Origin of the sequence: Amycolatopsis coloradensis, from assembly GCF_037997115.1 — a bacterium.
Taxonomy (GTDB): domain Bacteria; phylum Actinomycetota; class Actinomycetes; order Mycobacteriales; family Pseudonocardiaceae; genus Amycolatopsis; species Amycolatopsis coloradensis_A.
Map to the genome: position 1 here is coordinate 5982326 of NZ_CP150484.1, position 23578 is coordinate 6005903.

The window sequence follows — 23578 nt, forward strand, 5'->3', positions numbered from 1 at the left end:
GAGCTGAGAAGCATGCGTTTCGTCGACGAGTTCCGCGACGCAGAGAAGGCCAAGGTGCTCTCCGCGAAGATCGCCGGCCTGTGCGAGCCCGGCCGCGAGTACAAGTTCATGGAGGTGTGCGGCGGCCATACGCACACGATCTACAAGCACGGGCTGGAGGATTACCTTCCCGAGTCCATCACCCTGGTACACGGTCCCGGCTGCCCGGTCTGTGTCATCCCGATGGGCCGCATCGACGACGCGATCCACATCGCCCGCCGACCCGAGGTGCTCATGACCTCGTTCGGCGACATGATGCGAGTGCCCGGCGGCGACGGGAACTTCTTCGACTCCAACGCCGAGGACACCGACATCCGGATGGTCTACTCGCCACTCGACTCGCTGAAGATCGCCAGGCAGAACCCGGACCGGCAGGTCGTGTTCATGGCGATCGGCTTCGAGACCACCACACCGTCGACCGCGATGACGATCCTGCGAGCGGCCGAAGAAGGCATCGAGAACTTCTCGGTCTTCTGCAACCACATCACCATCATCCCCGCCATCAAGGCCATCCTCGACTCTCCGGACCTGCGTCTCGACGGCTTCATCGGACCAGGGCACGTTTCGACGGTGATCGGTTGCCGCCCGTACGAATTCATCGCGAGGAGTTACGGAAAGCCCCTCGTGGTGGCCGGATTCGAGCCGCTCGACATCCTGCGGTCGATCCACATGCTGATGGTGCAGCTCAAGGAAGGCCGCTCGGAAGTGGAGAACCAGTACTCGCGGGTCGTGCCGTGGGAGGGCAACCTCAAGGCGTTGCGGGTGATCAACGAGACCATGGAGCTGCGCCCGTACTTCGAATGGCGCGGACTCGGTTTCATCTCCCACTCGGCACTGCGGTTACGCGAGAAATACGCGCCGTTCGACGCCGAGGTGAAGTACGACGTGCCGGGGGTGCGGGTCGCGGACCCGAAGGCGTGCCAATGCGGCGAGGTACTGAAAGGGGTGCTGAAACCCTGGGAATGCAAGGTCTTCGGCACCGCGTGCACCCCCGAGACCCCGATCGGAACCTGCATGGTGTCACCCGAGGGAGCCTGCGCGGCGTACTACAACTTCGGGCGGTTCACCCGGACCAGGGTGCTGGAGACGAGCATCGCCACGGCCGACGGCGCCATCCGATGAGCGCCGGTACCGGTACGCCGTCCGGCCGGGAACAGGCGGTGCTCGATCGGATCGACAGGGCCCGCAGACGCCGGGCCAAGGTACGCGAGGACCGGATCACGCTGGCCCACGGATCCGGCGGCAAGGCCACCCAAACCCTGATCGAAGGCGTCTTTCTCGAGGCGTTTCGCAATCCTCTGCTGGAGCCGCTCGAAGACGCGGCCGCGCTGACGATCCACGGCTCCCGGCTGGCGCTGACCACCGACTCGTTCGTGGTGTCACCGCTGTTCTTCCCCGGTGGCGACATCGGAGACCTCGCCGTCAACGGAACGGTCAACGATCTCGCCGTGTCCGGCGCCGAACCGCTGTACCTGACGGCGGGTTTCATCCTGGAGGAGGGATTCCCGGTCGCCGATCTGACGAGGATCGTGGAGTCGATGAGGTCCGCCGCCGACGCCGCCGGGGTGGCCATCGTGACCGGCGATACCAAGGTGGTGCAGCGCGGAAAGGTCGACGGCTGCTACGTCAACACGGCAGGTGTCGGTGTGATCGACCATCCGCACAGGCTCGGGGTCGCGACGGTCAGGCCCGGAGACGCCGTCATCGTGTCCGGCCCGATCGGCGACCACGGCATCACCGTGATGCTCGCCCGCGGCGAACTCGGCATCGAGGCGGACCTTCGATCGGACACCGCGCCGGTGCACGGGCTCGTCGCCGCGCTGTTGGCGGAAACCCCTGGTGTGCGGGCAATGCGCGACGCGACGCGAGGTGGCGTCGCGACCGTGCTCAACGAAATGGCCAGGGCGGCGGAGGTGGCCGTGGTGATCGACGAACAGCGGATCCCCGTCCGCGCTCAGGTACGCGGGGCGTCGGAGCTGCTCGGCATCGATCCGCTCTACGTGGCCTGCGAGGGCCGGATCGTGGTGGTCGTCGACGGCGCGCAGGCCGAGACCGCGCTGGCCGCGATGCGCGCGCACCCGCTCGGCTCGCAGGCCGCGATCATCGGCCGGATCAAGGCCGATCCGCCGGGCCTGGTGCTGTTGAACACCGCCTTCGGCGGGACCCGGATCTGCGATCTCCTGGTCGGGGATCCACTGCCGCGAATCTGCTGAAGACCGGCGAAGGGAGCGGGCGTGCACGAACTGTCCATCACCCAGGCGGCGGTCGAGACGATCATCGAACGGATGGGCGCAACCCCCATCCGCCGCGTCACGCTGGAGATCGGGGTCCTGTCCGGGGTGGTGGTGGACTCGGTGCGGTTCTGCTTCGAGGTGATCGTGGCCGGCACTCCCCTGCGGGACGCGGTCCTGGATGTGGTCGAAACACCGGGGCGCGCCGCCTGCCGCGACTGCACTTTGGAGTTCGTCGTCGAGGACCCGAGGATCCTGCTCTGCCCCGGCTGCGGCGACGCCGACGTGCGGGTACTCGCCGGGCGGGAACTGAGGATCAAATCCGTGGAGGTGGAGAACGTATGTGCGCGACCTGCGGTTGCTCGGACGAGGCCGGAACCCGGGTGATCGACCCGGAGGCCGGCGGGCACGGTCATGGACACGATCACGTGCATCCGGAAACGAAGCGGACCGTGCTGCTGGAGCAGGACATCCTCGCCGCGAATGACCTGCTGGCCGAGAACAACCGCGGCTGGCTGGCAGAACGGGCGATCCATGCCGTGAACCTGATGAGCTCACCCGGATCCGGCAAGACCACGCTGCTCGAACGCACCATCCGAGAGCTGGGCCGCGAGTTCCCGATGACCGTGATCGAAGGCGATCAGGAGACCGTGTTCGACGCCGACCGGATCAGGGCGACCGGATGCCGGGTGATCCAGGTCAACACCGGCGCGGGCTGTCATCTGGACGCGGACATGCTGGCCAAGGCACTGCGCACGCTCGATCCACCGAACCGGTCCACGGTATTCATCGAGAACGTCGGCAACCTGGTCTGCCCAGCGCTCTTCGACCTCGGCGAAGGCACCCGCACGGTGATCATGTCGGTCACCGAGGGCGCGGACAAACCGGGGAAATACCCGCATATGTTCCGCACGGCGGACGTGGTCCTGCTCAACAAAATCGACCTACTGCCCTACGTGGACTTCGACGTCGACATGTTTCTCACCGCGCTGACGCAGGTGAACCCGAGGTCTCGCGTACTCCAGATGTCGGCGACCGGCGGTGAGGGCATGGACGACTGGTACGGCTGGCTCCGTGAGCGAGTCGGTCTCGGGCCGACGGTCTGAGAACACCGGCCGAGCGCCGCGACGGCCCCGATCGGAGATTTCTTTCCGTCGCGGGTCGCCCGACCTCTTCGACAAGGCCGGATACCGCTTGGCTGCGACGCGCGAGTCCAGTGAACCGGGGCCTTTGTGCGACCGCCCAGCGTCCAGGCCGGCGACCTCGTACAGCCGCAGATCGGCGTGTCGAGTGCGGGACCGTCGCGGCGCCGGCCACGACATCGTTGGGCTCGGCCAGCTGAGCTCACGTGTGCCAGATCGGGACCGCCCCAGGCCGTCGTGCCTGAACGTTCGGCGGGCAGCTTCAGCTTGCGCAGGCCGTTCGCCTGTCCGGAGTGAAGGCATCCATCGGCAGGCTGGTCGATGTTGCCGCAGTCAGCGCTCGGGACAGCGCCGTCCGCCGGTGGTGGGGAGCGGGACCGCAGGTCATACCGGAGACATCACTGCTTTGCGCGAGCTCGCGCAGAGCACGGCCGAGAACCCGGATACGGAGCGTCACTGACTGGCCACAGGACGCGGCTGAGCGACCCGCGCAGTACCAGATCAGGTGCCGTAACTATGCGTCACTCAGCGTCACTCTTCGACTTTAGCGCCCTGGCCTGCGGTTTTGCGCGACAGGAACACTCGATCGTAGACTTGAACACCATCAGACGGTAACCGGACATCATCTCAATGTGAGTCTTCGTGACGATACGTACCCCCCTGATTGAGGCCTCCCAGGCGACGTATACTCTTCTCACATCAGCAAGTCCGAGTGGCGGAATGGCAGACGCGCTAGCTTGAGGTGCTAGTGTCCTTAACGGACGTGGGGGTTCAAGTCCCCCCTCGGACACAAATTCATGGTGGATCTCCCACAGCACAGAGTAATCGGCCCGCTTCGGCGGGTCTTTCTTGCGTTACCGGTACGACCTGGTCGTCTAGACTGATCCTGGTCGCGCCCTCCCCGTGTACGGCAGTCCGGGGAGGTGTGTCATGACCCGTCCGATCTCGTCGGTGTCCCTGCCCACCGCTGTCCCCGCGTCCGCGCGGGTGCGGTCGCCGTTGCCAGCCCCCGTTCCGCTGGAGCTTCCGTCCCTGCACACGCCAGGCGCGGCCGGAGGACCGCGGTTGTCGATCGCGGTCCTCGACGCCGGCGGGCGCCTGCAGGACCGGGGTGCGGTCGCGGCTCTGGGCTGGAGCGCGGGTGACCGGCTGCTGATCACGCTCGTCCAGACGTCGGTGGTGATCCACCGGGGCGCCGACGGCGTGTTCGTCATGCCCCGCAAGCCCTATGTCTGCCTCCCCGCCACGGTCCGCAGGGCCTGCGGCGTGGAGGCGGGAGCCCGCATGCTCCTGGTCGCCGACGCCGAGCACGACGTCCTCGTCGTCCACCCCGAACCCGCCGTGCAGGCGATGCTGCGCGCCTTCCACGCCTCGCTCGCCACCACCGAGGAGGCATCATGAGCACCTCCTCCAGCCCGCAGGACCTCGAAACCGCTCGTCTTCTCCTGGACCGTCTCGGCGTCGACCCCGCCGAACTCCTCACGACCACCGCACCGGAGGATGGCCAGTCGCGGCGCCGGCCCATGCCGACCATCCGGGAATGGATTCCCGTCGTCGCCGCGCTGCTGTCCCCCAGCACCGCCGCCTCCTACGGTTCGTACTGGGCGAAAGCCGAGGCGGTGTGGGGTGACCGGCCCATGGACACGATCACCGCCACCGAGATCAAAGCCCAATCCGAGATCGCGCGCGCCACGGCCGTGGTCCGCCGCAACTCCCGCGGCGGCCGCAACGCGGCCGAGAACTTCATCGCCGCCGTCCGCTGCCTCTACAAGCACCTGGAGAACGACGGCCGGCTCGACCAGCACCGCAACCCCGCCCGCAGGGTCACCAAACCACGGCGCAATCCCTCCACCCGCCGGGCCCTGCCCAACGGGCAACTGTCCGAGCTCAACGACGTCGTCGCCAGCACCGGAGACGACCCCGAACTCGACGCCCTCCTCTGCCGTCTCCACGAGGAAACCGCCTGCCGCCGCGGCGGAGCGCTCGCCCTGCGACCACGAGACCTCGATCGCCGGCAATGCACAGTCCTGCTTCGGGAGAAAGGCGAAACCGAACGCTGGCAACCCGTCTCCCCCACCCTGATGCGCCACCTCATCGCTCATGGGGAGGAGCGCGGCAACGGCGGCCGAGAGGAGCAGCTCCTGCGCTACGCCAACGGCAACCCCATCACCAAACGCCGCTACGACTACATCTTCCGGCGTGTCCACGCTGAGCTCGAGTGGGCCCGGGCACTACAGGTCACTGCCCACTGGCTCCGGCACACCACCCTGACCTGGGTCGAGCGCAACTTCGGCATCGGCGTTGCTCGCGCCTACGCCGGACACGCCGACACCGCCAGCGACCTCACCACCACCAGCTACGTCAAAGCCGACATCACCGAAGTCGCCGCCGCGCTCGCCGCACTCACCGGCGAACCACACCCGCTCGCCGCCTGACCCCAACACCCGAGCAGCCACGGATGCCGGAAGTGATGCTCGCGGTCTCCCATTCGGGACCGNCCCGGTGACGCCCTGCCCGCCGACGCTGACCGCCGCGCCCAGCCTGGTCTCCCATTCGGGACCGCGAGCATCACTTCCGGCACATGTCAGCCACCCTGCGGGTCACGGCTGTGAAGCAGCGATGCGTGAAACCCGGTGACCATCGCATGCAGAACATGCTGGGGATACACCACCAGCAGATCATGCTCGATCAACGACGCCAGCAACACCTGCTCCCCTACCCGCATGCGACACCTTGACCGTAGTCGCGCAGGCAGCACCACACCCATCTTCGACGGTATCCGCGCGGCCACGCGTTCACTCGTCCGCCCCGCCACCAGAAGACCGGCCGACACATCGAACCGAATCGACTGCCCCGCACACCAACCCAGCTGAGACAGAGCGACCTTGGCCGCCACAGTGCCGGTCTCATCGATCCGCACAAGACTGAAACCCACCGAACCACTCTCGCCCGACACACCGAGCTCAGCCAACGGCGGAGGAACCACGCCCCTGGTCACTGAACCTCGGACAGGCATCACCAACGACGCGACGATCCTGTCAGCCACCGGAAGGGTCTCAGCCCCTCGCCCGAGAGGAATCGACGAACGTCCGGCAGTAACACCGTCATCCCGCTGGCCACCGGAGTCGAATGAACACGTTGCAGTCATGGGCACCTCCCAGTTCCATCACACAGGGAGGGCGCGACTAACCCCACCAGACTGCCGAAACCTGACAGCGATCGCAATGACTGTCCTGGAACATCCGTACGCATCAGGCGTCGCGTTCTGCCAACACCACACGCCGGACCACTGTCACCACCACCGCGACTCGCAGCACAAACATTGCGGCGACCATGCCACCTCCGCTCAGTCCTTCGGAGTGACCGCAGATACCGAGCGCCACGACCACAGCATCAGCACGAAGCACCGTGCCGCCGGACCCGCCGTGCATGTGCGACTTGTCGAAAGGCTGAACCACGCAGATCACCCACGTCCACCCGGTACAGCTGCCCGCTGCCGATCGACTACGAGTGGTACGGCCGCTCCTTCGACGGCCTGGACTACCGGTTCATCGAACCGCTGCGCCGTCACGCACCCGAGGACTACGCCCGAGTCCTGGACTGGTTCCCCCTCGCCGAGATGGAGTTGCTGCGCCATGACCTCACCCGCTGACGACCCGAACGCCGCGCTGCTCGCGCAGCTCAAAATGTCGTCGTCCGTGTCCGGCATGAAGTCCAATGACGACGTGCTGGCCCTGCTCACGGCTGAGCCGGACCCCGATCCGCTCGCCGGCGTCGAGTACACGGGCGACGAAGAGGACGACGCGCGCGCCGAGCTCGACGCGCTGCACCGCGGCTTCCGCGAACGCACCGCCCGCGAGCTGGAACGGATGCAGCTCGCGACCGAAAGCGAGTACTGGTTCTGCGTCTGCTTCAAGAGCCAGGACGACAAGGGCGCCTTCCTCACTACCGCCGGTCTCGTCGTCATTGGGGACAAGTACCTCGACGGCTACGCCACCGCGGAACTGCTCGGCGTCACCATGCCCGAACCCGACGACACCGAGAGGGGGTGAACTGAATGCCTCCACGCAAGCGACAGACCGCCGCCGCAGCCAAGCGACGCGGTGCCGCCCGCAAGAAGGCCACCGCCGCCCCCAAGGCCAAGGGACGGGGCAAGGCATCCAGCGGCTCCAGTTAGTACCAGCGCTAGGCACCGTGAAAGCCGCACACAACTACGCGGTAGTCTCAGCTTGCTGTTTTGACGCTTAAGTGTCAAAACAGCAGCCCAGGTGAGGGCGACATTCGTCTAGGACGAACGCCGCCCCTGCCTAGCCCAGCAGCTTCCACACTTCGTGGGCTAGGGCAGCCAGCACCGTGAGGAGCTGGATCACCGTGATGAGGTTGCGTCTCCAGTCGGGATCTTTACCTCGGCTGGAGACGTGATCCAACGGTCGGTCACCAGTATTGTCTGGCGACGGGCCGCGAAACTTGTCCGGCGACGGGTCGCCGGAGTCGTCTCCATCGTTTCGGTGTTCACTCATCCGTGTTCTCCTTTCCGGGCGGCCTGCCGGTCTTCCGACCGCCCTCCCCGAGCGGTCGAGACCGAGCAGATCATGGAGTGAGTGACACCGCGCACGAGAATAGCCGGAGCTCATCGACGGGATGCCGTCGGGGTCATTTCTGGACACGCGAACCTGTTGTCGGACAACGGGGATGTCCATATCAGTTGACATGCCGACTTGAGTCAATAGTTCAATCTGTCCTTAACACTAGCGTTAAGGACAGATTTGATCAGTCTTTCGGCTATCTATCTCAATATCTATTCGAATGATTCTTTGTATAGGAATTGATTGGCCCATGGCTGGTGGTGATGCCTCGTGGGCAAATGTGGCCCCGCAGGGAAGCCGACTTCGTTGCGTGCCAGGTCGACACCCTTGTCACCTGGCACGTGGACCGGCTCACCCGAGAGGGTGTAAACGTCGCCGCCCTCATCCTCGACGCGGTCGGGGGCAAGGACCCGGTTACGGAAAGGTCATCCGGACACCCGCTCGGCTCCTCGACGCGAAGGGCCTGGACTCCGAAGGCGACGACACCTCGTTCCGCCTTCGCTCCGTTCTCCAGGCCGAGATCGCCCGCGCCGAACGCGCACGGATGAGCGACCGGAGTGCCGCACGCCATCGGCGAGTCCGCGCGGCCGGTCGCTGGTCCGGCGGGATGGTCCCCTACGGCTTCCGTCCGGTGAAGGCCGAGGACGGCAAGGGCTTCGTCCTGGAGCATCACCCCGAGGAAGCGCGAGTCGTGCGCGAGGCCGCAGACAGGGCACTCCAGGAGGATGTGTCGTGGGGCGCGGTCGCGCGTTGGCTCAACTCGCCGAGGGATACAGGCCCCGCCACGCGAAGGCGTGGTCAATCACCTGTGTGAAGGCGGTCCTCACCGGCGATGCGGTAGCGGGACGTCTCATGCGCACCGTGAACGGAGTTCGAGTTCCCGTCCTCAACGCGAAGGGCGAGCCGGTGACGATTCCCGAGATCATCACGCCGGACGAGTCCGTGACGCTCCACGGAAAGCTCCAGCCGACCCCGGAGAACGTCGCGCGCGGTAAGCAGACTGGAGGACGGAAGACCACGCGCTGGCTCGCCGGAGTGATCGAGTGCGGCTCGTGCGGGCGATACCTCGTTTTCAGTCAGGCGCACAATGCGGGTAAGGGGATGTACTTCTGTCGTCACGATGCCTCAGGAGGATGTCCTCGTCCGCCGTACATCTCTTCGGCGTTGCTGGAGGACCACGTCGAGCGCGCGTTCCTTGCCGCGTTCGGCGACCTTCCTGAGTACGTGAGGCGCCGCGAGGTCACGGGAGCGGCCGAGCTGGCTGACGCCGGGGCGGCCCTTACGGCGATGACGAACGAATTGACCCCGGAGGCCATCGCGAAGCTCCAGGAGGCCCAGGCTCGACGCGACGCGGCGAAGAACGCGCCGAGGAAGGTCACGGAGCGGATCACGGCGACTGGTCGCACGATGCGTGATACCTGGAAAGGAACGGCCGAGAACCCGGAAGCCAGGCGTGAGCTTCTCCGAGCCAACTACGCTTCCATCGTTGGTCTCCGGTTCTCGACAGGCAATAAGGGGTCGAAGAAGTGGGACCCGCGACGCGTGGTCATGGTCGCAAATCCGCCCACGGTTCTCGAACACGCCGAGTTGACCTACCGCCATGGCCTCGCCGTCGTGAAGGCTGCCTGAGCACGGCGGCGCCGCTTCGCAGATCTCCCGGACATGACGCCCTTTGTCCGTAACTCTGCCAAGCGGCTCGCCGCCCTCTGCCATACGATCGCTGACCGCCTCCTGGACGTCGGACTCACGAACTTCGAGCGCTACGGCTCGATGACCGAGTGGGCCTCATCGTCGTCCGGGGGGGCGTTCTGCTTTCTCGTCCTCGGCAACCGCATCGAGCGGGTGGGCCGATGATCCAGCGCAAGCACGTCCCGCTCACCCTGGTCCTCGCATACGCGTCGGAGTGGGCCGCCGAGCCGCTCCGGACACCTGGAGTGTTGGCCCGGCTGATCCACGACGGCTTTCCGCCGAAGGTGGCGCTCGCGAAGCTCCACCGCATGGCGGACCAGGATTACATCGAGTACGGCAGCTCGCCCGCCTTCGCCTGGCCGATGAAGAAGGGCCGTGCGTTCCTGGCCGCTGAGGAGGGAGCGGCTTGACCATCATGGAACTCGTCGGCGACATCGCCGACCCCATCGAGCAGGCCAACGCGGCGGCAGTGATCCGTCACGCCGTCGGTCGGCGACTCCGCGCCGCCGAGGCCGCTAGCGTCCCTCGGATCCTCCGGGAGTCGAAACGGTGCCCGGCCTGCCAGGTGGAGAAGCCGGTCGCCGAGTTCGGCCGGAACGCTGCTCGGCCGGACGGTCTCCAGTCCGTTTGCCGCGCCTGTCGGTGACAAAGGCCCCGTCTTCCTCCTCGGAAGGCGGGGCCTTTACCTTTGTGGCGAGGATCACAATCGCCAGAATGCCAGTAGGTTTGGCCGCGACATCGTCGCTACTTGTTGTAATCAGCGCTGCTCAGAGTCATAGGTGTCGCAAACAGTCGCCTTAGCGCGCTTTGCGTCGCACTTTCACAGCACAAACTCAGATAACTATTCAATAACGCCCTATTGGCACCTTGGGGCGTTTGAAGTTCCCGCCCCGCAACGGGCACGATCGGCGCCATGCCCCGGAAAGACATCACTCCGGCTTCGGCGCCGGAGCCCTCGCGAGAACCATCCAAAGTGGACGAGGTCATCCTTCGGCTCATCCATGAAGTCGGTCCAGGCTGGCTTCTGGCAGCCCTCGTCGTCGTTCTCGCCGCGATTCTCGTTCTCGCCGCCATCGTCTCCCCCCACCTCGCGGCGGCGGGGGCTTTCGGCATTGTCCTCACGGGTATTGCCGCAATCATCCGTGCCTGGAAGCACGGCGACTGAGTCACCGTGTTCGCCGATCTCCTAGGTAGAGAGCCCGGACCCTCTGGGTCCGCCGACGCGAGCCCTTGGGGGCGCCGCAGACCGGTCCGGAGGCTCTGCGATCGGCAGTGCGTGATCCCCGTAGCCGACCGCCGCCCCGCCGAGTGCGCTCCTCCGTCTGCTACCCGGAGTTGAAGCGCCCGGCGAGGCCTTCCTCTTCTCGTGACGCGCTAGGACGGTTTCCTACGCCGCACTCTGGTCGCCGTCTTCGCGGGAGAGGCATCGGCGCGATCGAGTGGAGCTACCTCGTCATCGTCTGCCCGCCTTGAACGGACCAGCCCTTCAAAGACGACCACTGCGCGGTCCCGTTGAGACTCACTAAGTTCGCAATTAAGCGTCTGTCTCGCCGCCTTGTTACGCAATCGCGTCGCCGAGACCGCCTCGTATGCGTCGGTGAAGCGGTGTAAGTTCATGATCAAAAGACCAAGGACGGCGGCCCCTGGGCCATAAGCCGCCAACTTGCCGAGCAAGATAAAAGTCTGAGGGTCCATTCCAACTCCCTGCCGAAGTTAAGCGGGAGCCGAAGGCAGCGCACTAGGTCCTGCCGCCTACATAAGCTCACCGCGGATGACGAATGACGCCGATCCGCGATTAGGCCGTGACCAGTGGATGGTTCGGGCTGCTTGCGAACTGCCGAATAGCCTGGTCGCGCAAGGGCAGCCGGAAACCCCGCGCCCTTGCAGGAAGTGATGCCTCACTCAGCCGAGGCACCATCGCGAGCACGATCGTCACGAGCATCGACAAGATGTGGACATCCCAAAGCCGAGACCTGCGGTGCTTTTTTGCACATCGGGCTCGACCGGGCGGACGCATACGAACAGTATGCACTGTGCTGCACCGCGCGTCACCAAGCAGGTCTTTCCCAGATAGCATCAGTTGGCAGAGCGGCGGGCCGTTAACCCGCATGTCCCAGCTTCGAGCCCTGGTCTGGGAGCACGGAGACAGGAACCGGCCTATCCCGCCACGCGCGGTGACGCCACCTCGCGCACCGGCCGGACGGTCGCGCGCCTCTCTGGTCCCGGAGAGCGGTCACAGCGGTGACGTCGGCCTGACGACGTAGGGCACGGACGGGCAAGGCCGATTGGTCGAGGCTCTGGTCTCCAAAACCAGCGAACGGGGTTCGATTCCCCGCGCCCGTGCTCCTCTATCCCGCGCTCACCGGAGCGAGCCGCTGGAGAAGCCAGCCGGCGACCCAGCGAGACTCGGAGTCTTTCGGATCGACCGCTTCCTTCGCGAGCTTCTTCGCGAGTGCGGCCGGTTCCGGTGCCGTCGTCGGATCGTCGGCGACGGCGAGCGACGTCGGCCAATCCCATTGCATGAGGCGCGAGACCTCCGAGGCGACACACAAGCGCCGCACCTTCGCATCGGTGTCCAACGCCTGGGCGACAACGTCCGCGTTCTCACGGCCTGGCAGGAAACCCACGATCGAGATGGAGTTGGCGCGCAAGGTCGAGGTCTTGCCCTCCAGCGCCCACCGTCGGAAGTGCCCGACGCCGGTCTCCGTGAGCTTCGGTGCCACCGCCGCGTCGATAGTGCTCGACGTCGGCCCCTTCGCGAAGACGTCCGGGTCGCTTGCCTGTGGAAGTTCTCGTGCTGGACCGCGACCCGCGGCGGGCGCCCCGGTTCCGGCCGGACGTGGTCGGTGAGACTTCCCAGCTGTGGCTCTGGCACGAGGACCCCACCGCCTACCCCGCGGCCGCCCGGCGTCACGGCGCCTGGCCCGACGAGGTCTGGCTGTTCCAGCACGACGCCGAGGGCGCCGAGGCCGTCGGCCAGGTCGTGATCGTGCCGGGCAGGGAGTTCGCGGCCCGTGCCCGCGCGGAAGACCAGGACACGGAACGCCGCGAGCGTGCGGCGTGAAGTCCGCCGCACTGGCGATCAAGTCACCAGGCTCGACGGCTGCACCATCGTCTGGCACCGCGAGACGGACACCGACGTCGAGGGATACCTCAAGTCGATCCTCGATCCCCGTTCCTCCGAGCCCGCGCGGCGCATGCGCGCCGACGGCACCCAGGAACGCCTCGACGGTGCACCCCTGGGACTGACGGTGTACGGGACCACCCAGTTCAACCGGCCGAGGTTCGCCGCGGCGGCGACTATGACCCCGCAGTACTCCTACCTGCTCGACGGCATCACGCAGTCTCGCGGCATCACGGTAGGCGACTGAACCCAAGAACCTCAGGTTGCTATTTGTGGCGGTCGCACTCGCAGCGCGTCGGTGGGGCGCGCATGGTCGATGATCGGCGGCCTTCGACGTGGTGGCCTGTCGATCTAGGCCACAGTGTGGTCGGTGCTGCGGCGTCCCGAGAACTCTCGCTGTTCTGGTCACCGCTGACGAGTTGTCGCGATGGCGTGCAGAACGGACCGGCCCTCAGGGCGGCCTCCGTATCGCCTATGCAAGATGTCCAACCCGGCCACTTCCCTGGCACAGCACGAGACCGAGCAGACTGGCCCGCTCGCCGTGGCGGCACGAGGTTCTCGACCAGGCTCCCCGAACGTCGCCAATTACGTTTAGGCGCCGACACCAACGGCACGGGTTTCTGCGGACCTGGTAGCGTCCGTGGCACGGGCATTTCCGAGGCCCAGCGATGACGTGCCACAGGTCGTTCCCGGCGGTGGCGCCGAGCCGAAGCCGGCCCACAGGGCAGCACAGGACCACCGACGATCATCGCGTGACGCAGCTTCGTTGCACGCCAGAGCCTGACGTCGGTCGCTGCCGGGACGACCGCACGGTCAGGAGCTTGCTGTGCCTACCGCGTTGCACCGCCGTGACCAGATCCGCCGCCGCCGCGCGCTCACCATGGAGAACCACCAGCGCGCCGCGGTCGAGTACCAGCAGCACGGCGTGCTGCCGGGTACCCGCCCGATCGTCATGGGGGCGCCGCAACGCAAGCTCGAGTACGACATCCTGTTGTGCTTGGGCCGGGGCAGCGTGGCCGCGGGCACGACGTGTCCGGCGGGCACGGTGGTGGGGATCAGGTCCGTCACCCCGCGCACCACGGAACTGCGGATCGACGTCCATCCCGACGCGATGATCGCCTTTCTGCACTCCGTCCTGCCAGTCATCCGGTATGCCGACGTCGGAACTCGCCAGGCTGTGGCACGCGACAACGGCGGCGATCGCCTTTCCCCTCTCCCATCGTGGATCGGGCGGGACGCGGCGGCCGCGCTCGGTGTCCCGTACCTGCGGGCGCGGATCGCCACGGACGGGTTGGAGCTGTACCGGCTGTACGACGATCCCGATGTCCCCGGCCGGATCGTGCTCCCCGGCATCACCGACGCCGCCTGGTCTCGGATTTGCGAGCGGCTGCGTGCGTTGTACGGGGAGAACGAGGATCCGGTCTGGTGGGATCTGCCCGAACCTGTCGGTCTTGAGATCCGCCGCTACGGATTCGGCGACGAGGCCAAGAACCGCACGCGCTTCAACACCCGGTCGAGCAATCTGCTTCGCCGGATCGGCTTGCTGCGCGAACATCACCCGCGCGCGATCGCGGTCGACACCGGTGACCTCGACGCCACCGGGCCAGTGTTCGACACACCAGGCTGGCCTGCTCGCCGTCCCGGTCTGCTCGCGGTGCGGCTGGCACCGGAGAACGCCCGCGCGGGCAGCGATCCCGGGCCAATCGCCTGGCTACCGGCGGCCGCGCTCAACGATCCGGCCCGGCCCGAGCTGGTCGCCCTCTGCTCGCGCTCCACTGTGGACCGCGAGTGCTCCGACGACGAATTGTTCGAGCGCTACATGCCCGAGCACTTCTCCCCGAACGTGTGAACCGGTCGTGACACCCCGTTCACACTGGCGGCGCCTGACAACGAGCCGACGCCTGGATGAAACATCCGCTCGCCCAGACGATCGAGGTGATCGTCTGCGGGTGGCGGAGCACCAGGGAGGGGCCGCTTCACCGGCACGGTGGGCGGCTTGCTGCTCGACGCGTACGACCCGGACAACGAGGAACTGCGGTACATCGGCGATGTGGGCACCGGGTTCAGCGACGCCGCACCGACGGTCCTGGCCGCAGCACCAGTTCGCGGTCGATCCGCCGCGGGCGGACGTCGACCGCGCGCAGTGGGTAGGTCCGGTCCTGGTCGGCGAGGTCGTGTTCCGGCAAGTTACCGCGCCAGCGGACGTCTGCCTCACCCCGCCTGGCGCGGACTGAGGGTACGTCGCCCGATCACGCGAAAAGAGGGATGCCCCGTCGAGGTCGGCGGCCGGAGCGGTGATTGCCCGCACGCGGGGGTGCGCTGAAATAGAGATCATGACGGCACACGAGGACCTGAAGGATCCCTCGGTCGAGCGGGACCAGCTGCGCCGGGCGCTGGAGACCCTGCCAGTGATCGAGCAGGCCAAGGGAATGTTCATGTTGCTGCGCGGCTGGTCGGCCGAGGAGGCATTTACCGCACTGAAGTCGATCTCCCAGCACACCACTGTCAAGCTGCACAACGTCGCGACGGTGATCGTCGCCGCGGGGAGACACGTCGAGCCGTCCTTGCCCGATCGCGAGGCAGTGCGGGCGGTGCTGACCGAAACTCGAAGATCGGTGCCGGCTCATCGTTCGGCGAGTAGCCCTGCGTCCCGCCGGACGCAGGGCTGCACCGGCGGGACCAGAGCGCCGCTCTTCCCTGAACAACACCCGGCACCACGAGTGCCCCTCCCCCGATCGGCTAAACGGACACGACGCCTCCGGGTCCATCTCCAACGCTTAACCGGGGATGTTGCGCGGGTCATGACCGTAGGTGTTCCGCTCGCCGATCTGGCCGTCCTGGTTCCGGATGAAGTGTTCGACCTTGCGTTCTCGCGCCATATCTCGGCCCTTCTCGACAGCGTCGGCCTTGGTGTCATGGACACTGGTCGCGCGTGTGCTGCCCTCGACCTTGTTCTTCCACTGGCCGTCTTCGAAGTAGGTCTCGATGTCACCCTGCACCGTGGCACTCCTCTCCCCGCATGATCTCTCCACTGATCGGTGGTTACCCAGTCACGTGGCGATCCGAACGTCGTCCGCACGGGGTCTCGCCGAGACGACCCGGACGGGTGCGTACTGAAGGCGCTGCCCCGGTCTGGTCCTCGACTCACGTGGCCGGGCCGCCGGGCATACCGCTCCATGCCCCTTATGGGCGGGTTGTGTTTCTGGCGATTCGTGACCGCGCACCCTGTCTCGCCTGAACGAGTGGTTTCGCACCCTGGGAAACGCGGGTAGATCTGCAGGGATCCCGGGATGGGATTACCTGTCTGCGGCGCGACCCTCCCCCTAGTGGGCGCCGCCAGGCCGCTGTGGCCGGTTTCCCGCATAGCGCGCACGCGGGAAACCGGCCACCTCCATTTCCCGCCGTCCACGGCCAAGTTCACGGGGATCACCCGGTCGATGTCCCGAGTGGACAGTGCGGCCCGATGCGCCGGACTCTGATGTACGTGGACAAGGCCACCTGGCCCGTAACTCCGGCCACCCGCACGGTCGACCTCGGCGACGAAGTCTGGCTCAGCCCGTCTCAGCCCCGGTTCGACGGCGAGACGGTCACCTTCCACGTCCACCGGATCTACCGCGGCGGGGTCGAGATCAGCGGGATCGACTACCAGGTCTGCCACGCCTGCAAGACAGCCCTGCTCGGCGAGCTCGAACTCGTCGACGACGCGCAGCGACACGGCATCGGCAGCCGCGTCCTGGACCGGCTCCGCCGCGACCTGCCCGGCTACCGCTGGGCGATCACCCCGGAAAAGGCAACCGCCCAACCTTTCTGGGACGCGATCCGTAGGGCTTATCCCGGCGAATACGACCTCGGGGCCCGTCCGCTGGGCTGCACTCACCTGCTCTTCTGACCCATCACCATCACCACCAGAAGCGACGTCGGCCACGATGTGGACGGCGTTCCGACTACCAGACCGCAGGTTCCGGACGCCGAGACTGAGGATGGTGGGGGCTGCGCTATGTCCCCGTCACGGCAGCGCTGTCGGGTGTCGTCGGCTTAGGTTAGCGGGCAGGCTGTTCGGGGACGAAGACGTCGGCCGGGTCTTTGTCTGGGCGCCATCCGCGCCAGGCGGTGTGGCGGAGGCGATGCTCGCCTGGGGTGAACTGCCGGTACACGACTTCGCCGACCAGGTCCGGGGTGACCCAGCGGGCACCGCGGGCGCGGTCGCGTGGAACGTCACCGGCGAAGGGGCTCGTCTTTCGATCCCGCGGGGCGAGTGTCTGCAGGTTCCCGTCCGGGTCGTGGGCGCCGAGCAGCAGCCCGCCGACGGTGCCTGCGCGGTTGCCCTGGCCCGGGCGCCAGCCACCCACCACGACCTCGAGGGTTTGGATCAGCGGGTGTTTGACCCACTCCGGTGAGCGCCGCCCCGGGTAGTACCTCGAGCCGCTCTTCTTCGCGACGAGACCCTCAAGCCCGCTCGGCGGCAACGTCGAGCAGGTCGGCCGGGCTCATGCCGGTCGCGGACAGATCAGCGTGGCTGTAGGACGGGGTGATCGCAACGAGGTTCTTGTCCGGCGGCTCGATCTCCTCGAGGACCGCCCGCCGCTGCTCGTACGGCTCGCCGGTGAGGTCGTCGTCGCCGAGCAGAAGGACGTCGAACACGAAGTAGGCCACCGCCACGTCGCCGCCCGCGTAGTTCTGCAGGAGCCCGAAGTCCGGGCGCCCGTGCTCATCAAGGGCGACGATCTCGCCGTCCAGCACCCCTGCCCGGCCGCCGAGCGCGTCGCCCAGGGCGCCGTCCAGTTCCGGATAGCGGGCGGTGAAGTCGTTGCCGTTGCGGCTGGTCAACCGCGTTGTCCCGTCCGGCGCGACCTGCAGGACGCTCCGATAGCCGTCCCACTTCCATTCGTACACGTAGCGTGGATCGTCGGGCAGCGTGTTCTTCGACGACGTCGCGAGCATCGGCTCGATGAACGCCGGCACCCTCGACCGTCCGTCGTGTGCCATCGGCCCTCCCGCGAGCCACGCAACGCCAGCCTGGAACCGGCCGGACACGTCTTCCGCTCGCCAGGCCACGGTAACCCGGACGGCCTAACCGCGCCCGATTTCGTACCACCCGACCAGGTGCCGCCACGCTTTCCGCCCCGGTCGGCGGGCTCAACCCTTGTTACACGCACACGCCCGGATACGACATAACCCAGACGACGAGCACGGGAGGTGTGGTGGGATGCGGCCTGACCGAGTTGTCCAGCTGCGCTGGGCGAGCAAGACCGTGGCGATCGGCGACGTCGACGACCAGCCGGAGACACTCTCCTATTCCGGCATCTCGCTGGTCCGCCGCCACGGTGACCACGTTGTCGACGAGGTCTGGCTGCCCGTGGGCGAGGAACCCACCTTCGCCGACGACGAAGCGCTCATCACCGCGCTGCGCACGGCCTGGTCCTGGAGCAGCGCGGCAGCGTGAGCCCAGTGATCTCCTGGGCGGGGTGTGAGCCCGGTCGCGGCGGTCGTGTTTCTGCACGGTGTTGTCGGTGGGCCGATCGATGATCCGCGACGTGGAGACCGAGAACGACGACACCCCCGCTGCGGCTGCGTTTCAAGTATGGGACGAAGCCGATCGAGAATCCTCACGTGCTGTGCGATGGCTGCTTGACACTGTTGGGGCAGGGCGGGGCGGCGTATTGGCAGGCACACGAACAGCGCGGCGCCACCGTCGTCAAAGTCGGGACGTAGTCACGGCCGTTACACCCGAAACACGCCGGCTTTTCGAACACGATTCGCCCGCTCGGCCGCTGGTTTCGGCCGAGCGGGACTGCGACCGTGGAGATCATGAATCGTATCGACGGAAACGTCGAGTCCGAGTTCGACTGACCGGGCCGATGAGTAGCCGCTACTGGAATCGCTACGCCTCGCGCACGGCTAGGGCCGAAGACAGCCTGGCAACCACCGACACGTTCGGCTGGACCCAGTATCCCGCTCACGGCCCGGGACCGGAGTTGCTCGGCCAGCCGCGCACAGCACTCGATCTCGGGTGCTGTCACGGTGACGCGGTCGCGGCCCTGGCCATGCGCGGCGTCGACGCGACCGGGGTCGACCTCTCTGGCGTTCAGTACGAGCGGGCCTGCCGGCAGTGGGGCCGTGTCCCGGGCGCCCGTTTCGAACACGTTGACGTGCTGGAGTTCCTGGCCGGGTCGGACCGGGCCTGGGAGGCGATCTACTCGATCTGGGGCGCGCTCTGGTTTCTTGATCCAGCCGTGGTGCTTCCACTCGTACGAGAACGCCTAACACCAGGCGGAAAGCTGGTGTTTTCCCACGCACCCCCGGTGCCGGGAGCCTACGGAATCCAGGGAACGTACGGAGCTCTGTTCAGCGCCGAGCCCCAGTGGGTGTACCGGTGGTCCTACGAGCCCGAGATGTGGGCAGAGATGTTGCGCGCCAGAGGCTTCAGATCCGTTCACGCACGCGTCGAGGCCGCACCGGACCCCGCGCAGCTGGGAACCTTGATCGTCGAAGCACAACTGCGGGCCTCGGAGAAGAGTGTGCCGGATGGGTGATGGCGACGAGCCCGGTGACCTGGAGACTCTGGGGCAGGGACTACTGCAGCGCGCCGAGTTCGACCGCGCGGTGCGTGCGCAGCTGGACCCCGGCTATCCCGCACAGCAGCAGTGGCGACAGGTGAACGAGGTCGACTCCCGCAACACGGCGTTCTTGGCATCGGTGGTCGACCGCGTCGGTTGGCCGGGCGCGCGATTGGTGGGTTCGGAGGCCGCGCACGCGGCGTGGCTGCTCGCCCAGCACGCGCCCGCTGAGGAGCGGGCGCGCTGGCTTCCGCTGCTCGCCGCGGCCGTCGACCCCGACGACGATGTCGCGGTACGCGATCACGCCTACCTTGCCGACAGGGTCGCCACCGACGCACGGCGACCGCAGCGCTGGGGCACCCAGTCCCTGTGCTTCCCCGGCAGAGGATGCCGGCTGTACCCGCTCGAAGACCCGGCCGGGGTGAACGCCCGGAGCCGGTCGATCGGGCTGGAACCACTCACGGACGCGACCCTGGCGGCCGCATATCCCAGCTACGCCGACATCGACACCGCATAAGGGGCGGCCAGCCCGTCATCCCCGACTCCCCCATCTCCCGGGAGTCGTACCAGCGACGCGGCGGGCTAGCGGTACATGAACGTGCCCGGTCAGCGGGTGCGTGCCACCCCGGCCAGGCCACGCGACCGGGCAGCGTCCTTACCAGTGTCCCCGGTGTCGGGGTGCCATTGCGGCAGCCACACCAGACCGGGCTCGACCAATTCCAGGTCTCCGAAGAACTCGGCGATCTGTTCGCGCGACCGCATGATCGCGGTGTGGTTGGTGCGGCGCCCGTACTCCTGCGCCACCCGCTTGCCCGCGTTCTGTGTGTCGACGTCCTCGGGCGCGACATGGATGTGCGAGACCGCCAGGAAACTGCCCGGCGGCAGCATCGCGCGGTGGAAACCGAGTGCGGCGTGCGGTTTCTGCTCGTCGGGCATGAAATGCAGCAGGGCGACCAGCAGCAGTCCGATCGGCTGGGTCCGGTCGATCAGGCCCGTGTCGAGCACGCGGTCCCACAGCAGGCGCCGGTCGAAGAAATCGGCGTCCAGCGCCGCGTGCCGGTTCGGGTCCGCGGTCTGCTCGAGCAGGATCTGCGCGTGCACCCGGGCGATCGGTTCGTTGTCGATGTAGACCACCCGGCATTCACCCGGCGCCACCTCGTCGGCGACCTCGTGCACGTTGCCCTGCGTCGGCAATCCGGAGCCGATGTCCACGAACTGCCGGATCCCCTGCCCGACCATGAAACGGACGGCCCGGCCCAGGAAGGCGCGGTTCGCGCGGGCGAAGTCCCGGATCTCCGGCAGCACCGCGAGCTGCTGTTCGGCGAAGGCCTGATCGACGGCGTAGTTGTGCGTCCCGCCGAGCAGATAGTCATACACCCGCCCCACCGAGACCTTGTCCACCGAGGTGGCCACACGGGCGGCGTCATCCATGCTCATCGTGTTCCCCCATGGTCTTCAGGTGGCGCGACGGGTATCGGCACCCTATCTGCTCCCGGAGCAACGCGACGTCCGGATCGCTGTGACGAGCCGATGTGGCCGGGCGGCGGCCGAACCGGTAGATCCGGACACCGGCGGTCGTCACCGGCAACGTCGGAGGGACATCTGTCGATGCCCCTCCGAGCGTCAACGCTAGTTCCTCTTGTGGTACGCCTCGACAACCTCGGATGGGATCCGTCCACGATCGGACACGTCGTACCCGTTCTTGCGAGCCCAGGCGCGAATGGCCTGGTTCTGCTCGCGGTCGGCCGCCGTCGGTGCCTTGGACACCACCGACAACGCAGCCGTAGCCGGGGCCGCTACGGCCTTACGCTTGCGTCCACCAGCCCGCCGACCGTGTTCGACATACTGTTCGAAGATGTCACGAAGTTCTTCCGCATTCTCCGTGGACAGATCAATGTGGTACATCACGCCATCGAGACCGAACTCCACGGTCTCGTCCGCTTCCGTGCCATCAAGGTCGTCGATAACACTTACCGAAACTTTCCGAGCCACGCCACGTCCCTCCAGAATGAGATATCGAACCACAGAATAGTACCCACAAACCAGCCCCGGCTATCCCATGCCCGCGAATCGGCGACAGAAACAAGCTTGTCCCGTCACGATCCCGCGGTCCTGGCCACAGGGAAACCTGACTGCGGGGCGGTGCTCGTCAAGAGCGTTCCACTCAGGACTGTTCATTCCGGTCTTCGTCTATCGCGAAACCGGAGTTTCGTGGGGCTCAGTCGGTGTCCTGCTCTACGTGGCGCTGCAGGATCGTGAGGATCTCGATACCCTGGATCCGCGAGTCGTCCGAAACTCCGTCTGCGTGCGCGAGTTCCTCCGCGTTGAACCACTGCACGGCGGACTCTGCGTCGCCGGAATAGTCGCCGTCCGGTTCGGCAACGTACACGTGATCACGATGGACGTGGGGTACACCGGTGTGGTTATCGGGCCCGGCCGGGACTTCGGCGATCCACCACGGGGCCGCGATCGTGTGGTGAGGAAACGAGGCCGGCAGTGGCAGCGGCAGGAGCCTGCACCGTACTCCCGCCTCTTCGCGCACTTCGCGCACCGCCGTCTCGCCGATGCTCTCCCCCGGTTCCTGATGGCCACCGGCCGGCAAGGTGATGTGCAGGCGGTGGTGCCAGATAAGCCCGATCATCCACCGCATCTGCCTGCATTGCACCAGGAAAGTAGACGCTGTCTGCTCTGTGATCGTCACGAGCCACAATTCCCGTCTGCCAGATCGTCCATACAACCCTGTCATACCCTCTAACAACAGGCCTGCGTGAGCCAGCGGCACCTACGCCGATGCCCGCGCGCCCACAGCCGCGCCTCCCCATCCAACCCTTGCCGGGTCCATAGTGGACGGTATCCCGCCGATGCCCGACGTAGTGTGAGTGGCGCTCAACCGCCATCGGTGCTTGTGGAAGAATCCCGCGCGGAAGCTGGCGTTCACGCCGGATCACGGTCACCCCTTCCCGGCAGGGCGAGAAACAGCAGGTTTTGACGATGACCAAGCACAACGCCGCGCAGGCCGGCACCGAGCACGATCAGCAGCAGCAGGCGTTCCGGTTGCTGGTCACGGGCGGCGGGACGGGCGGGCACACCTATCCCGCGCTGACCACTATCCGCACGCTGCAGGCCCGGTTGGCTGATCAGGGCAGAACCGTCGAGGTGTTGTGGGTGGGAAACGCGGCCGGTTTGGAAGCGCGCGTCACCGCCGATCAAGGGATCCCGTTTCAGGCGGTCGCCACCGGGAAGATCCGTCGTGCGCGCAACCCGCTGAAGATGCTGTCGCGGGCCAATCTGACCGATATGGCCCGGGTCCCGCTCGGCGTTGTGCAGGCGCGGTCGGCCGTGGCGCGTTTCCGGCCTGATGTCGTGCTGGCGACCGGTGGCTACGTCGCCGTGCCGGTCGGGGTGGCAGCGCGGGTGTGTGGCCGTCCGCTGGTCATTCACGAGCAGACGTTGCGGCTGGGCTTGGCGAACCGGGTACTGGCCCAGGTGGCGGCTCGGGTGGCGGTGTCGTCGGAATCGACCCTGCCGCTCCTGTCGGCCGCCACGCGGAAGCGTGCTGTCGCGACGGGGAATCCGGTGCGTGCCGAGGTGTTGACGGGGGACGCTGACCGGGCAGTGAAGGCGCTCGGCGTGCAGGGTTTCGATCGGGCGCTGCCCACGGTGTATGTCACCGGCGGCGCGCAGGGCGCCAGGCAGATCAACGAGCTGGTCTCGTCGATCCTGCCGTGGCTGCTGGAGCGGGCCAACGTCGTGCACCAGTGCGGCACAGCGGCCGTGGAGGGCCAGCGGGAGTGTGCGGCCGGGTTGCCGGCGGATCTCGCTGCCCGGTATCTGCCGGTCGATTTCATCGGCGCGGAGCTGCCTGATGTGTTCGCACTGGCTGACGTGATCATTTCGCGCAGCGGGGCGGGGACGATCGCCGAGGTGACCGCGCTGGGCATGGCGGCGGTGTTCATTCCGTTGGCGTCCTCGGCGGGTGGCGAGCAGGCCCACAACGCGCGGCATCTCGCCGAACAGGGCGCCGCGGCCGCGCTGCTGGGCGCCGACGTCACGGCGGCGGACCTTCAGGACGCGGTGGCGCCGCTGCTGGCAGATCCGCAGCGGCGCCACGCCATGGCCGACCTCGCCCGCGCGCAGGGCAGGCCCGACGCCGCGGATCGGCTCGTCGACGTCGTCTTGGACGCGGCGCGGGAGCGTCGGTGATCGTGGG

The 23578-nt window shown here is 67.0% G+C and carries 30 protein-coding genes and 3 tRNA genes; 22 read left to right on the plus strand and 11 right to left on the minus strand.

Annotated features, from left to right (window positions below):
- Positions 1 to 12: 12 nt before the first annotated feature.
- The 7 genes from hypD to LCL61_RS28005 all read left to right on the plus strand — a co-directional run bounded on the left by hypD (position 13) and on the right by LCL61_RS28005 (position 5847).
- Positions 13 to 1161 (plus strand): hydrogenase formation protein HypD, encoded by a 1149-nt coding sequence (hypD, locus tag LCL61_RS27975; RefSeq protein WP_340682495.1) that lies wholly within the window; start codon positions 13 to 15, stop codon positions 1159 to 1161.
- Positions 1158 to 2252: a hydrogenase expression/formation protein HypE gene (hypE, locus tag LCL61_RS27980; RefSeq protein ID WP_340682496.1), complete on the plus strand. Its 1095-nt coding sequence runs from the start codon at positions 1158 to 1160 to the stop codon at positions 2250 to 2252. Before hypD ends, hypE begins: the two co-directional genes overlap by 4 nt.
- 21 nt (positions 2253 to 2273) lie before the next feature.
- Positions 2274 to 2657: a hydrogenase maturation nickel metallochaperone HypA gene (locus LCL61_RS27985; RefSeq protein ID WP_340682497.1), complete on the plus strand. Its 384-nt coding sequence runs from the start codon at positions 2274 to 2276 to the stop codon at positions 2655 to 2657.
- Complete coding sequence (hypB, locus tag LCL61_RS27990; RefSeq protein WP_425341940.1) at positions 2612 to 3376, plus strand: hydrogenase nickel incorporation protein HypB; 765 nt, start codon at positions 2612 to 2614, stop codon at positions 3374 to 3376. The genes LCL61_RS27985 and hypB overlap by 46 nt, the downstream gene beginning before the upstream one ends.
- Before the next feature lie 742 nt (positions 3377 to 4118).
- Positions 4119 to 4202 (plus strand) — tRNA-Leu (locus LCL61_RS27995).
- 140 nt (positions 4203 to 4342) lie between these two features.
- Positions 4343 to 4813 carry a hypothetical protein gene (locus tag LCL61_RS28000; RefSeq protein WP_340682499.1) on the plus strand — a complete coding sequence of 157 codons (471 nt, stop codon included), beginning with the start codon at positions 4343 to 4345 and terminating at the stop codon, positions 4811 to 4813.
- Complete coding sequence (locus tag LCL61_RS28005; RefSeq protein ID WP_340682500.1) at positions 4810 to 5847, plus strand: site-specific integrase; 1038 nt, start codon at positions 4810 to 4812, stop codon at positions 5845 to 5847. Before LCL61_RS28000 ends, LCL61_RS28005 begins: the two co-directional genes overlap by 4 nt.
- A gap of 149 nt (positions 5848 to 5996) precedes the next feature.
- Here LCL61_RS28005 and LCL61_RS28010 read toward each other — a convergent pair whose 3' ends face one another.
- Positions 5997 to 6383 carry a hypothetical protein gene (locus LCL61_RS28010; RefSeq protein WP_340682501.1) on the minus strand — a complete coding sequence of 129 codons (387 nt, stop codon included), beginning with the start codon at positions 6381 to 6383 and terminating at the stop codon, positions 5997 to 5999.
- Positions 6384 to 6663: 280 nt separating this feature from the next.
- On the minus strand, positions 6664 to 6870 hold the full coding sequence (locus tag LCL61_RS28015) for a hypothetical protein (protein WP_340682502.1): 207 nt from the start codon (positions 6868 to 6870) through the stop codon (positions 6664 to 6666).
- Positions 6871 to 7047: 177 nt separating this feature from the next.
- Here LCL61_RS28015 and LCL61_RS28020 point away from each other — a divergent pair, with 177 nt between their 5' ends.
- Positions 7048 to 7464, plus strand: a complete 417-nt coding sequence (locus tag LCL61_RS28020; protein ID WP_340682503.1) for a hypothetical protein — start codon at positions 7048 to 7050, stop codon at positions 7462 to 7464.
- Positions 7465 to 7719: 255 nt separating this feature from the next.
- Here the strand turns inward: LCL61_RS28020 and LCL61_RS28025 are convergent, their stop codons facing one another.
- Positions 7720 to 7932, minus strand: a complete 213-nt coding sequence (locus LCL61_RS28025; protein ID WP_340682504.1) for a hypothetical protein — start codon at positions 7930 to 7932, stop codon at positions 7720 to 7722.
- Positions 7933 to 8850: 918 nt separating this feature from the next.
- On the opposite strand from LCL61_RS28025, the gene LCL61_RS28030 reads away from it, so the two are divergent.
- The 6 genes from LCL61_RS28030 to LCL61_RS28055 all read left to right on the plus strand — a co-directional run bounded on the left by LCL61_RS28030 (position 8851) and on the right by LCL61_RS28055 (position 12030).
- Positions 8851 to 9627 carry a zinc ribbon domain-containing protein gene (locus LCL61_RS28030; protein WP_340682505.1) on the plus strand — a complete coding sequence of 259 codons (777 nt, stop codon included), beginning with the start codon at positions 8851 to 8853 and terminating at the stop codon, positions 9625 to 9627.
- A gap of 221 nt (positions 9628 to 9848) precedes the next feature.
- Positions 9849 to 10097, plus strand: coding sequence for a hypothetical protein (locus tag LCL61_RS28035; RefSeq protein ID WP_340682506.1), 249 nt, complete (start codon positions 9849 to 9851; stop codon positions 10095 to 10097).
- Complete coding sequence (locus tag LCL61_RS28040) at positions 10094 to 10333, plus strand: hypothetical protein (protein ID WP_340682507.1); 240 nt, start codon at positions 10094 to 10096, stop codon at positions 10331 to 10333. Before LCL61_RS28035 ends, LCL61_RS28040 begins: the two co-directional genes overlap by 4 nt.
- Before the next feature lie 327 nt (positions 10334 to 10660).
- The gene (locus LCL61_RS28045; RefSeq protein WP_340682508.1) at positions 10661 to 10852 is read left to right on the plus strand and encodes a hypothetical protein; all 192 of its coding nucleotides are present in this window, start codon (positions 10661 to 10663) and stop codon (positions 10850 to 10852) included.
- An 899-nt stretch (positions 10853 to 11751) separates the two neighbouring features.
- Positions 11752 to 11825: transfer RNA gene (locus LCL61_RS28050), tRNA-Asn, on the plus strand.
- Positions 11826 to 11958: 133 nt separating this feature from the next.
- Positions 11959 to 12030 (plus strand) — tRNA-Trp (locus LCL61_RS28055).
- Positions 12031 to 12035: 5 nt separating this feature from the next.
- On the opposite strand, the gene LCL61_RS28060 is transcribed toward LCL61_RS28055, so the two are convergent.
- Complete coding sequence (locus LCL61_RS28060) at positions 12036 to 12410, minus strand: hypothetical protein (RefSeq protein WP_340682509.1); 375 nt, start codon at positions 12408 to 12410, stop codon at positions 12036 to 12038.
- Positions 12411 to 12481: 71 nt separating this feature from the next.
- Here LCL61_RS28060 and LCL61_RS28065 point away from each other — a divergent pair, with 71 nt between their 5' ends.
- From LCL61_RS28065 to LCL61_RS28075, 3 genes are all read left to right on the plus strand, one after another.
- Entirely contained in the window at positions 12482 to 12751 is a 270-nt protein-coding gene (locus LCL61_RS28065) for a hypothetical protein (protein WP_340682510.1), read from the plus strand.
- Positions 12702 to 13058, plus strand: coding sequence for a hypothetical protein (locus LCL61_RS28070; protein WP_340682511.1), 357 nt, complete (start codon positions 12702 to 12704; stop codon positions 13056 to 13058). The genes LCL61_RS28065 and LCL61_RS28070 overlap by 50 nt, the downstream gene beginning before the upstream one ends.
- A 579-nt stretch (positions 13059 to 13637) precedes the next feature.
- Entirely contained in the window at positions 13638 to 14660 is a 1023-nt protein-coding gene (locus LCL61_RS28075; protein ID WP_340682512.1) for a hypothetical protein, read from the plus strand.
- 214 nt (positions 14661 to 14874) lie between these two features.
- Here LCL61_RS28075 and LCL61_RS28080 read toward each other — a convergent pair whose 3' ends face one another.
- Both LCL61_RS28080 and LCL61_RS28085 read right to left on the minus strand, forming a co-directional pair.
- Entirely contained in the window at positions 14875 to 14997 is a 123-nt protein-coding gene (locus LCL61_RS28080; RefSeq protein WP_340682513.1) for a hypothetical protein, read from the minus strand.
- A 591-nt stretch (positions 14998 to 15588) separates the two neighbouring features.
- A complete protein-coding gene (locus tag LCL61_RS28085) occupies positions 15589 to 15843 on the minus strand; it encodes a DUF2188 domain-containing protein (RefSeq protein WP_340688694.1) in 255 nt (84 codons plus the stop codon).
- A 431-nt stretch (positions 15844 to 16274) separates the two neighbouring features.
- Here LCL61_RS28085 and LCL61_RS28090 point away from each other — a divergent pair, with 431 nt between their 5' ends.
- Positions 16275 to 16700, plus strand: coding sequence for a hypothetical protein (locus tag LCL61_RS28090; RefSeq protein ID WP_340682514.1), 426 nt, complete (start codon positions 16275 to 16277; stop codon positions 16698 to 16700).
- Between the two features lie 151 nt (positions 16701 to 16851).
- Here LCL61_RS28090 and LCL61_RS28095 read toward each other — a convergent pair whose 3' ends face one another.
- Both LCL61_RS28095 and LCL61_RS28100 read right to left on the minus strand, forming a co-directional pair.
- Positions 16852 to 17163, minus strand: a complete 312-nt coding sequence (locus LCL61_RS28095; protein WP_340682515.1) for a hypothetical protein — start codon at positions 17161 to 17163, stop codon at positions 16852 to 16854.
- Between the two features lie 94 nt (positions 17164 to 17257).
- A complete protein-coding gene (locus LCL61_RS28100; RefSeq protein WP_340682516.1) occupies positions 17258 to 17797 on the minus strand; it encodes a hypothetical protein in 540 nt (179 codons plus the stop codon).
- A 220-nt stretch (positions 17798 to 18017) separates the two neighbouring features.
- Here LCL61_RS28100 and LCL61_RS28105 point away from each other — a divergent pair, with 220 nt between their 5' ends.
- From LCL61_RS28105 to LCL61_RS28115, 3 genes are all read left to right on the plus strand, one after another.
- Positions 18018 to 18254: a hypothetical protein gene (locus LCL61_RS28105; protein ID WP_340682517.1), complete on the plus strand. Its 237-nt coding sequence runs from the start codon at positions 18018 to 18020 to the stop codon at positions 18252 to 18254.
- Between the two features lie 415 nt (positions 18255 to 18669).
- On the plus strand, positions 18670 to 19344 hold the full coding sequence (locus LCL61_RS28110; RefSeq protein WP_340682518.1) for a class I SAM-dependent methyltransferase: 675 nt from the start codon (positions 18670 to 18672) through the stop codon (positions 19342 to 19344).
- Entirely contained in the window at positions 19337 to 19885 is a 549-nt protein-coding gene (locus LCL61_RS28115; RefSeq protein WP_340682519.1) for a DUF6624 domain-containing protein, read from the plus strand. Before LCL61_RS28110 ends, LCL61_RS28115 begins: the two co-directional genes overlap by 8 nt.
- Before the next feature lie 89 nt (positions 19886 to 19974).
- Here LCL61_RS28115 and LCL61_RS28120 read toward each other — a convergent pair whose 3' ends face one another.
- From LCL61_RS28120 to LCL61_RS28130, 3 genes are all read right to left on the minus strand, one after another.
- Positions 19975 to 20799, minus strand: coding sequence for an SAM-dependent methyltransferase (locus LCL61_RS28120; protein ID WP_340688695.1), 825 nt, complete (start codon positions 20797 to 20799; stop codon positions 19975 to 19977).
- A 198-nt stretch (positions 20800 to 20997) separates the two neighbouring features.
- Complete coding sequence (locus LCL61_RS28125; protein WP_340682520.1) at positions 20998 to 21360, minus strand: Lsr2 family protein; 363 nt, start codon at positions 21358 to 21360, stop codon at positions 20998 to 21000.
- A gap of 226 nt (positions 21361 to 21586) precedes the next feature.
- Positions 21587 to 22009 (minus strand): NUDIX domain-containing protein, encoded by a 423-nt coding sequence (locus tag LCL61_RS28130; protein WP_340682521.1) that lies wholly within the window; start codon positions 22007 to 22009, stop codon positions 21587 to 21589.
- 350 nt (positions 22010 to 22359) lie between these two features.
- Here LCL61_RS28130 and LCL61_RS28135 point away from each other — a divergent pair, with 350 nt between their 5' ends.
- The gene (locus tag LCL61_RS28135) at positions 22360 to 23571 is read left to right on the plus strand and encodes a UDP-N-acetylglucosamine--N-acetylmuramyl-(pentapeptide) pyrophosphoryl-undecaprenol N-acetylglucosamine transferase (protein WP_340682522.1); all 1212 of its coding nucleotides are present in this window, start codon (positions 22360 to 22362) and stop codon (positions 23569 to 23571) included.
- The last annotated feature ends 7 nt before the right edge of the window (positions 23572 to 23578 follow it).